9 protein-coding genes are annotated in these 9,979 nt (G+C 34.0%); 8 read left to right on the top strand and 1 reads right to left on the bottom strand.

The genetic code is table 11. From position 1 onward, the window contains the following. The first annotated feature begins 387 nt into the window (after nt 1-387). Genes ACZIYX_RS20280 through cobC form a run of 3 tightly spaced genes read left to right on the top strand, consistent with a single transcriptional unit; the run spans nt 388 to nt 2,021 of the window. Nucleotides 388-723 carry a hypothetical protein gene (locus tag ACZIYX_RS20280; RefSeq protein ID WP_462684083.1) on the top strand — a complete coding sequence of 112 codons (336 nt, stop codon included), beginning with the start codon at nt 388-390 and terminating at the stop codon, nt 721-723. 21 nt (nt 724-744) lie between these two features. Next, a complete protein-coding gene (locus tag ACZIYX_RS20275; RefSeq protein ID WP_462684082.1) occupies nt 745-1,509 on the top strand; it encodes an adenosylcobinamide-GDP ribazoletransferase in 765 nt (254 codons plus the stop codon). Continuing rightward, entirely contained in the window at nt 1,491-2,021 is a 531-nt protein-coding gene (gene cobC, locus ACZIYX_RS20270) for an alpha-ribazole phosphatase (RefSeq protein WP_462684081.1), read from the top strand. The genes ACZIYX_RS20275 and cobC overlap by 19 nt, the downstream gene beginning before the upstream one ends. An 84-nt stretch (nt 2,022-2,105) precedes the next feature. Here cobC and ACZIYX_RS20265 read toward each other — a convergent pair whose 3' ends face one another. Then, complete coding sequence (locus ACZIYX_RS20265) at nt 2,106-3,107, bottom strand: sphingomyelin phosphodiesterase (protein WP_462684080.1); 1,002 nt, start codon at nt 3,105-3,107, stop codon at nt 2,106-2,108. Nucleotides 3,108-3,463: 356 nt separating this feature from the next. Here ACZIYX_RS20265 and ACZIYX_RS20260 point away from each other — a divergent pair, with 356 nt between their 5' ends. The 5 genes from ACZIYX_RS20260 (at nt 3,464) to ACZIYX_RS20240 (ending at nt 9,973) form a co-directional block, all read left to right on the top strand. Further along, nucleotides 3,464-4,603 carry an ABC transporter substrate-binding protein gene (locus tag ACZIYX_RS20260; RefSeq protein ID WP_462684079.1) on the top strand — a complete coding sequence of 380 codons (1,140 nt, stop codon included), beginning with the start codon at nt 3,464-3,466 and terminating at the stop codon, nt 4,601-4,603. Further along, nucleotides 4,604-5,635, top strand: a complete 1,032-nt coding sequence (locus tag ACZIYX_RS20255) for a FecCD family ABC transporter permease (RefSeq protein WP_462684078.1) — start codon at nt 4,604-4,606, stop codon at nt 5,633-5,635. It abuts the gene before it with no gap. A gap of 859 nt (nt 5,636-6,494) precedes the next feature. After that, complete coding sequence (locus tag ACZIYX_RS20250) at nt 6,495-7,070, top strand: DUF1572 family protein (RefSeq protein WP_462684077.1); 576 nt, start codon at nt 6,495-6,497, stop codon at nt 7,068-7,070. Nucleotides 7,071-7,399: 329 nt separating this feature from the next. Beyond that, entirely contained in the window at nt 7,400-8,518 is a 1,119-nt protein-coding gene (gene dnaN / locus ACZIYX_RS20245) for a DNA polymerase III subunit beta (protein ID WP_462684076.1), read from the top strand. A gap of 231 nt (nt 8,519-8,749) precedes the next feature. After that, the gene (locus ACZIYX_RS20240) at nt 8,750-9,973 is read left to right on the top strand and encodes a pentapeptide repeat-containing protein (RefSeq protein ID WP_462684075.1); all 1,224 of its coding nucleotides are present in this window, start codon (nt 8,750-8,752) and stop codon (nt 9,971-9,973) included. Nucleotides 9,974-9,979 lie beyond the last annotated feature (6 nt).

Raw genomic sequence — 9,979 nt, 5'->3', positions numbered from 1 at the left:
TAGTGAGTAGTGAGTAGTGAGTAGTGAGTAGTGAGTAGTGAGTAGTGAGTAGTGAGTAGTGAAAAATAGTGATTCTGTTATGGAAGCCATGCGTACAAAAAATAATAAATTATATTTTTTTACTAGCATCCGAAAGTTTACATAAAACGGAGACCTAAATATTCTAAAAAATTAATTACAAAGACGGTATTGTTTAGATAGGTGTTGGTTCTATTTTTCTATATAATTTCTATTGTCAGATTGAGCTTGTCGAAATCCAATTGAAAATCATAGGTTTAAGAACTTCGACAAGCTCAGCTTGACATCTAAGAGGAAAGTAAATAAAAACTTTCGGATGCTAGTGATATTTTTTAAACAACCTAAACAAAGAAGTAACAAAATTAACTAATGAAAAAAGGAATTTTATCTATAGGTATAGCCTGTATAGGTTTCTATTTTTTATATACATCTAATATGGATTTATATAATAGATTTCTAGATGGGTTGGCGCAATCACAAAACGTTTCAGAGTTTACTCCTACTATCTTTGCATTTGGCAAAACTTTAAAAATTATAATACTCTGTTTGGGGCTATTAAGTCTTTACTTTGGTATTATTTCTTTTTTGAAGAAAAACAAAGTTGCAATTATAGGAATACTTTTGGCTATACTACTTATGGTTTGTTCCTTTATTCCTTTTTGGAAATATATGCTAAAAAATTCTGGTTTAGATATTAGTTTTTAATCCAACCTCTAAAGTAACCACATGAAAAAAGAGATTCATATATTCTTTACTGCATTACTATTTTTTACCCGTATACCTTGTCCAAAATGGGTAAACCATGATCCCGAGTATCTAAAGCTTAGTTCCAGATACTTTTCGTTGGTAGGAATTATTGTGGGCTGCATAGGAGCTATAGTTTATTACGGAGCTTCTTTTCTTTTTTCTACTGAAATTTCTTTATTACTATCTATGTTTGCTACCATTTATACTACAGGAGCATTTCATGAAGATGGTTTTGCAGATGTATGTGATGGCTTTGGAGGGGGTTGGTCTAAAGAAAAAATTCTTTTGATTATGAAGGATTCCCGGCTTGGCACTTATGGCACTATAGGAATACTACTGTTATTAGCTATTAAATTTGCCGCATTAAGAGAGACCGAACCATACTATATACCATTGTTGTTAATAGCAGGACACAGCCTAAGTCGTTTTATAGCCACCACTCTTATTTTTACACATCCTTATGTAAGAGATACAGAGGACAGCAAAGCAAAACCTGCTGCAAAAAGTATCCGTTTTTCTTCTGTTTGTATAAGTGCAATCTTTGGTATTGCTCCTTTATTTTTATTTAAAAACCCGTGGATTTTTCTTACTTTAATCCCCATGTATACCTCTAAAATGTTTTTAGCACATAAATTTAAAAAATGGATTGGAGGGCAAACCGGAGACTGCGCAGGAGCAGTACAACAATTAAGTGAAGTCGTATTTTATCTTACTAGTATCGCATTATGGAAATATATCTGGTAAGACATACCACCCCAAATATCGAAAAAGGAATTTGTTACGGGCAAAGCGATATTGGGATCACCAGTTCCTTTGCTTCTGAAGTAGAAAAAATACACCAAAAAATCCCTGTTACAGAAATCTCCAGAGTATATAGCAGTCCTTTGCAACGGTGTAAACTACTTGCCAAAACTTTTAACATACCATATACTACAGATCCCAGACTTAAAGAAATGGATTTTGGGGATTGGGAGCTACAGAACTGGGATACTATCCATTCAACCCAACTAGACCCATGGATGAACGATTTTGTTACCACACAAGTACCTAATGGCGAATCCTATATAATGCTACAGGACAGAATTTTAGATTTTTATAACTCTATACATACAGATTCTGAAGAAAAAATCATTGTTGTAACCCACGCAGGACCAATGAGAGCCTTACTTGCCTATACACAACAAATAGAACTAAAAGATTCTTTTAGCATTAAAATAGAGTATGGGGATGTAATTGTTATACCTGTTATAGTTTAAATTTTTAAAATACATAAACTAAAAAAATATCCCCGCATAAAATGCAGGGACATCTATTACTATAAAACAGTATATAAAATTTGTTTAGTAATTAAAACTATAGACTGTTTTTACTGCATTATGATCTGATAAATCCTCTCCTCCCCTTACAAATTGTAACACTTCCATTTCAGGAATCGAAACCGGTTGTTTATGCTCTTTACTAATTAAAATATAATCCAAAGTGTCGTTATAATCCGGATACTCTTTACTAACCAAAGTATTGGTATTAGAGTACGTTCCTATATCTGTAGTGGCATTAAAAGAATACGATAGTGTAGAATTTAAAATACTTTGCATACTGGTGTAGGAAGACGTATCTGTATATTGCACATTCATATCCCCAGCATAAATTAATGGTTCTGATACAGGTATATTAAAGCCATTTACCCAATCCTTTATCTCTTTCAATTGTTTTAAACGAACAGAACTACCATTATAACTTCCTTGATCTGCCTGCAAATGAGTCCCTACAATATGATATTTTTTACCATTTTTGGTAACCTCAACATAAGCAGCTCCCTTATTTGAATGATAATCTGCCGTTCCAAACCCAGAATTAGTAAACACATATTGTTTTTTACTACCGATCGGATATTTACTAAAAATTCGCACTCCCCCATTAACAACAAATATGCTGTTAGAACAATCTCCGCTAACAGAATCCCAATTAGAACCTGTACTACAATACTGACCAACAAGTACGGTATTATAAGGGCAAACGTTCTTTAGTTTATTAAACAAGTATGTTTCGACTTGTTGGTTAAACCCTTCTTGAAAAATAATAACATCTAATGAAGATATCATTTCTGTCAAAACCTGTAGTTGCTTTTTGGATCTCTCTTCTTCTTTGTATTGTTTTATTCTTGCAATCCCTGGTAAATGAAATATATTATAACTTAATACTGTTAGACTTTCTGTATTTATATTTTTGCTCTCATGAGACTTTGTTTGACTTTCGTAATCTTCTATATTACTTTCATCTTCAGAACAAGAAAAGAACAGAAATACTGCAAAAATTAAAATGTAAAATTGTAAGTTTTTCATGGATAGATATGTCTAAGTTAGTTGCCCAAAGAACGTTTTTAATCTTCCTTTCCTCCTTATTTTAAAAAAAACAAATCGTTAAAAGATGGTTTATTAATGGTTTCGATTATCAATTAATTATTATTTAACCGCTTGTTCCAAAAAACAAATACTTTTTGTTAATCAATAATCTCAGAGTACCCTCACGAGGTATGCTTCCGAAAATATATTTTGTTTTCGACGCAAGCCTCCTTTAAACTCCATAATATGGATCAAACACCATATTACAAGACATTAGATATAATTATACACTAATGATATGTTCGTTTAGCCCCAAACTTATTACTGATTTACTATTTTTACAAAAAATATTTTTCATGCGTACCCTGTTTCGATTTTCTTTTTTATTTCTGTTAAGTATATCTTGTAAGAAAAAACAAGAAAATAGCAATCCACTTTCTGTAATGTATCTCGCTCCCCAAAAGATTGAATATGCTACAGGATTTACTATCCAAAACTATAAAGATTATAAAAAAATAAAAGTTACTACCCCGTGGCCAGACGCTAAACAGGATCTAATCTACATACTGCACCCAAAAGGTACCAAAAGACCTTTTTACTCTGATAACGCCCTATTTATCGAAGTTCCTGTTGAAAGAGTCGTGGTTAGTTCTACTACAGATATCCCTATGTTAGAATACATGAATCTCGAAGATCGATTAGTAGGGTTTCCGCATACTAATTATATTTCTTCAGAAAAAACACGAGCTTTAATAGATAAAGGAAAGGTAAAAGAGCTTGGCAAAGAATATAACTTGAACACTGAAGTGGTTCTTGAGCTTTCTCCCGAAATGATTATAGGTTTTTCGGCAACAGGAGATACCAAAGCGTATGATCTTATTCAAAAAACAGGAATCCCTGTGGTTATGAATGGTTCGTGGATGGAAAAACACCCTCTGGGAAGAGCAGAGTGGATAAAATTTATTGCTGCGTTTTTTGGTAAAGAAACCATTGCCGAAGATATTTTTCAAAATATAAAAAACAGCTACAATAAAGCAGTTACTCTTGCCAAAAACATAAAAAAATCACCAACTGTAGTATCTGGGAGCATGTTTAAAGATATATGGTATATCCCTGGTGGAGATAGTTTTATTGCACAATTTTTAAAAGATGCAAATACCACCTATTTATGGGCAGATAATAATGATGCAGGTAGTTTAACCCTAAACTTTGAAAGTGTTTTGGAAAAAGGGCAAAATGCAGACTTATGGATAGGAGCCGGTAATTCAAAATCTTTGGAAGAACTTAAAGCACAAAACCATCGTTATGAAGCTTTTGATGCATTTAAAAATAAAACCGTATATTCTTACTCGTTAAAAACCGGTGCAAAAGAAGGCTTAATTTATTATGAATTAGGACCAATGCGCCCCGATTTAATTTTAAAAGATATTATTAAAATTGCACATCCAGAATTATTAAACGATTATCAACCTTATTTTTTTGAAAAGCTAAATTAATTGACTCCAACCAAATCATATAAACCTGTTTTTTTAAGTATACTTTTGCTTTTGCTTATTTGTTTTATAGCTAACATAAGCTTAGGTTCTGTATTTATACCTTGGTCAGACACCTTAAAAAGCCTAATTGGCGGCAGTGTAGAAAAAGAGTCCTGGAGACATATTATCATTGACTATAGATTACCAAAAGCAATTACTGCTATCATAGTAGGCTGCGGACTTGGGGTTTCTGGTTTGTTAATGCAAACCATGTTCAGGAATCCTTTGGCAGGGCCGTTTGTACTAGGGATTAGCTCCGGAGCAACACTGGGAGTAGCAATATTAATACTAAGCAGCACCTTTACAGGGATTGCTTTTTCTACTTTTTTAGTTTCAAAATGGGGATTGGTAATTGCTGCTAGTTTAGGAAGTATATTAGTACTATTTGCTGTAGTGGTGGTCTCTGCCAAAGTTAGAGATACTATGGCAATACTAATTATAGGACTTATGTTTGGTAGTATTACCTCTGCAATAGTAAGCGTTCTTTCTTATTTTGCTCCTGCCAATCAATTACAACAATATGTATTTTGGGAATTTGGTAGTTTAGGTAACCTTAGTTGGTATGATGTTCTTATCTTTTTTGGTATATCTTTATTAGGGATGCTATTGGCTGTTCTTTCTATAAAGCCATTAAACACCTTATTATTAGGAGAAAACTATGCCCGAAGCCTTGGTTTAAACATTCAAAAAAGCCGTTTTCTCATTATTATTGCCACAGGTTTGCTAGCAGGTAGTGTTACTGCTTTTGCAGGCCCTATCGCATTTATAGGTCTGGCAGTACCTCATCTTACCAGATTGTTATTTCATACATCAAACCATAAAACCTTAATTCCGGCAGTACTATTGCTTGGTAGTATTATCATGTTAATTTGTGATAGTATTGCACAACTACCATCTAGTGAATATACCTTGCCTATTAATGCAATTACCTCTCTTATCGGAGCCCCCGTAGTAATCTGGTTGCTGGTTCGTAAAAGAAAAATGTTATTTTAAACTTTTGAGAACTTCACCCTTCCAGAGTTCAGGGTTCGCGTGGGCTGAGGCTCTCAAAGTCCATCCTTCGGGAATATCACGGTTCGAGTAACCTCACCGTTCGGGGTTAATTATAGTGGGCTGAGGCTCTCGAAGTCCATCCTTCAATAATTCTCGTGGGCTGAGGCTCTCGAAGTTCATCCTTCAATAATTCTCGTGGGCTGAGGCTCTCGAAGTCCATCCTTCAATAATTCTCGTGGACTGAGGCTCTCGAAGTCCATCCTTCGGTAATATAACGGTTCGAGTAACCTCACCGTTCGGTTCGGTTATAGTGGACTGAGGCTCTCGAAGTCCATCCTTTCCTATAAAAAACCTGTTCCCTGTCATAAAAACTAAAGGCGCGGAGTATATTTATGTAAGCGCGAACATAGTTTACCCGGGCGCGGAGTACTTTTGGTCGGGCGCGGAGGTAGAAATCCAAGGCGCGTGGGGGAGACACCCAAGCGCAGGCTACTTTTGGTAAGGCGCATGGGGTAGATACCCGGGCGCGGACATAGAAAAGGCAGGCGCGTGGCGCGCCCGACCTCACCTACTCCGCGCCCCGGTAATAATGCAGGATGACTTGTTTTACCCATACTAAACCTTAGTCAAACATATCCGGTCCTAAAAAAAATCCATATATTTTAATATCTTATACCAGTTCTGATTTAAAAATACTCAAATAAAATACAGGTATTTTTTGTTTAGGCAAAAAAGAAAATGCAAGCATAGTCAAGGCTATGATTAAATTTTATTTTGAAGCATAAACGAAAAAGAGCAAATTTTAGGGGGTAATTTTAAGTCAGAAATGGTATTATCTTTAGAATAAAAAAATAAACCCATGAATGCAACAGAATATATAGAAGGAATCCATAAACAATTTACCTACTACAAATCTCTGGGAGATAAAACCATAGAACAAATCCCTGAAGAGAAGCTTTTTTGGCAATACAATAACGATAGTAACAGTATTGCAATACTCATAAAACATTTATGGGGGAATATGAAATCCCGATGGACTGATTTTTTAACTACCGATGGCGAAAAAGAATGGAGACACCGGGATACCGAATTTGAAGACGATATAAAAACCAAAGAAGAGCTTTTAAATAAATGGGAAAATGGCTGGCAATGTCTTTTTACCGCATTAAAAAGTATAGACGAAAACAATTTTAATCACCCCGTATATATTCGAAATATCGAACATACCATTACCGAAGCAATAAACAGGCAACTGGCACATTACTCATACCATATAGGTCAAATCGTATTTTTAGGAAAAATGATTGCAGCAGAGCAATGGCAAAGTCTATCTATCCCAAAAGGAAAATCTGTGATCTATAACGAAAAACGTTTTTCTGCACCTAAACATAAAGCCCATTATACCGATAAACTTATAGACAACAATAAAAATTAATTTTTTGGATTAATCAATAACCTCGGAGCAAGCTCACCAGGCATGATTCCAAAAATATATTTTGTTTTCGAGGCAAGCCTCGATAAATTAAACTCCACAATGTGGATTTAAATAGTCAATAACTCGTTAAGGTTTGTTAATAACTATGGTTTTATGCATGCCAAAATCCAAACAGATTACATTTATATTTGCGTTGAACTATGCACATACATTACTGTTTGTGTATAAATAAGCCATTGCAAAACGTTACCATTAACCAAAACGCTTGCCCTGATTAAAATCAGGAAATTGGCTAATTACATCTGGCAATAAAAAACAACAAAAAATAGATGAAATTTATAGTATCCAGTTCTTACTTATTAAAACAGCTACAAGTATTAGGAGGAGTAATTAGTAACAGTAATACGTTACCAATTTTAGACAACTTTTTATTCGAATTAGATAATAACACATTAACAGTTTCTGCCTCTGATCTCGAAACTACTATGTCGGCTAAATTAGAAGTAGAATCTTCTGACCAAGGAACTATTGCAGTACCTGCAAAACTATTGTTAGAAACCCTTAAAACCTTTCCTGAGCAACCATTAACTTTTGTTTCTGCTAATAATAATACGGTAGAGATTAGCTCTAATCACGGTAAATATGCTTTGGCGTATGCAGATGGTGAAGAGTTTCCTAAGGCAGTAGAATTAGAAGATCCGAGTGCTACCAATATCTTAGGAGATGTATTAGCTACAGCAGTAAGTAAAACCATTTTTGCTACAGGTAATGATGATTTAAGACCAGTAATGAGCGGGGTGTTTTTTCAGTTCTCTACAGAAGGGTTAACCTTTGTAGCAACCGATGCGCACAAACTTGTAAAATATACCAGAGAAGATATAAGTGCTTCTCAATCTGCTGAGTTTATTATGCCTAAAAAACCCTTAAATTTATTAAAAGGAATTTTAGCAGGAAGCGACAGCGAAGTAAGAATCGAATATAACGAATCCAACGCAAAATTTACTTTTGATGAAACACAGTTAATTTGTAGATTAATAGATGGTAAATACCCTAATTATGAGGCGGTAATCCCAAAGGAAAACCCAAACAAATTAACTATAGCCCGCACACAATTCTTAAACTCTGTGCGTAGAGTTTCTATTTTTTCGAATAAAACAACACATCAGATTCGATTAAAAATTGCAGGAGCAGAACTTAATATCTCTGCCGAAGATATTGACTATTCTAATAAAGCAGAAGAGCGTTTAACCTGTGATTACCAGGGAGACGATATGCAAATAGGATTCAACTCCCGTTTTTTAAGTGAAATGCTAAGTAACTTAAATGCAGACGAGGTGCAATTAGAAATGTCTTTACCAAACAGAGCCGGAATACTTACTCCCATAGACGGATTAGACGAAGGGGAACATATTACCATGCTGGTAATGCCGGTAATGTTAAACAACTAAGGCTATAAAATAAAATAATATTTCTTTAAAAAAAGCCCATCTGTACTATGCAGTTGGGCTTTTTTGGTTAATTGAATTTATAACTGCTATTTTAAAAGTAATCCTGCTTTGTCATCTTACAGATGCTTTTGTTTCATTTTTAGATTTACTATTTAACCTCCAAGATGACAAAGCAGGATTAAAATAATATTAATCTATTTTGTATTTTAGATATAGCTAAATTAATCTTTAATGATTCGAAAAAACAAGGAAGTAAAAAGCAACAACGAAAAACTAGTCTTAGGACTTGTAATAGGGGCAATAATTGGTTTTCTTATTTATTGGTCTTTAGACATTGTAGGCGATTTTTCTGAAATTGTATTTCTTATACTTGTTACCGTTGCGGTTGTGATAAGTCTGATTTTTATTGTCCTTATATGGTTTAGAAAACGAATCATAAAACGTTTTTTTGGAAAAGAAATTGAATTTGAAACCCTTTTGAAAGAAACCCAGGAAACTATTCATCTTGTTGCCGAACATGCTACAGAAAAATTGCCACTGGAAAATGATAAAAAAGATAAGATTAATTTCTTTGCCCCTCGTATCGTCAACTATATTCTTTGGTCAAATTTTAGAAATTGGGGGTTAAAAATAATGAGTTCTTTTGTTTTAGGACTAGGAGGCATTGTTACAACAATACTTGTATTAAATCAAAATAAATTATTCGAAATTCAGAATCAAAAAATACAAGACCAAAATAAAAGAATAGAACAACAAACCCATCTTGCAGAGGCTTCCAGACGATCTTCTCAAATGTTTATCATGGGCGAAGTATTAAGCGATCTAAATGCAGAACTCGAAGATCCTAAAAACAAAAACAAAACATTATCGAGTACTTTAACCGGACGTATCATAAGCCTTAGCAGAGCTATGAAACCCTATCGGTATTTAGTAAACGATACCCTTATTAAATCTCCTTCTAGCCCTGAAAGAGGACAACTACTTATTTCTTTGTTAAAAAGTAAAATAAATGGTACATTTTTGGAAGAGCAAATTTTGTCCGATTCCTATTTTGCTTCTGCCGAATTAGAACGAGTAAACTTAGAAAATGCTAGTTTAAAGGGGGCTAGTTTAAAAAATGCAGATTTAAGCGAAACCAACCTTAATGATGCTAATCTGGCTTATGCAAATTTAAGTCATGCTAATCTAGAAAAAGCCAATCTTGATGATACTAACCTAAATCATGCAAATCTTAGTCACGCCAACCTTCGTTATACTATATTTACCTTTGCAGATGTAACCGATATTAAATCTATAGATAGTGCAAAAGTACATCGATATGATTGGATCGTCTACATAAAAGATAGCCTGCAACTAAAAGGAGCTGATCAGATTTTTAATTCCTACAGAGTAGATAGTGTATATTATTCAAAAAAATCTACCACAAAAATGCCGATGATTATAAAAAACAAATAACATAAT

The organism is Aquimarina sp., assembly GCF_977115655.1.
This window is presented reverse-complemented; position numbering and strand designations above follow the sequence as displayed.

Coding starts and splice junctions, on each gene's coding strand:
- ACZIYX_RS20280 (WP_462684083.1), top strand. CDS start 388: ATGAAAAAAGGAATTTTATCTATAGGTATAGCCTGTATAGGTTTCTAT.
- ACZIYX_RS20275 (WP_462684082.1), top strand. CDS start 745: ATGAAAAAAGAGATTCATATATTCTTTACTGCATTACTATTTTTTACC.
- cobC (WP_462684081.1), top strand. CDS start 1,491: ATGGAAATATATCTGGTAAGACATACCACCCCAAATATCGAAAAAGGA.
- ACZIYX_RS20265 (WP_462684080.1), bottom strand. CDS start 3,107: ATGAAAAACTTACAATTTTACATTTTAATTTTTGCAGTATTTCTGTTC.
- ACZIYX_RS20260 (WP_462684079.1), top strand. CDS start 3,464: ATGCGTACCCTGTTTCGATTTTCTTTTTTATTTCTGTTAAGTATATCT.
- ACZIYX_RS20250 (WP_462684077.1), top strand. CDS start 6,495: ATGAATGCAACAGAATATATAGAAGGAATCCATAAACAATTTACCTAC.
- dnaN (WP_462684076.1), top strand. CDS start 7,400: ATGAAATTTATAGTATCCAGTTCTTACTTATTAAAACAGCTACAAGTA.
- ACZIYX_RS20240 (WP_462684075.1), top strand. CDS start 8,750: ATGATTCGAAAAAACAAGGAAGTAAAAAGCAACAACGAAAAACTAGTC.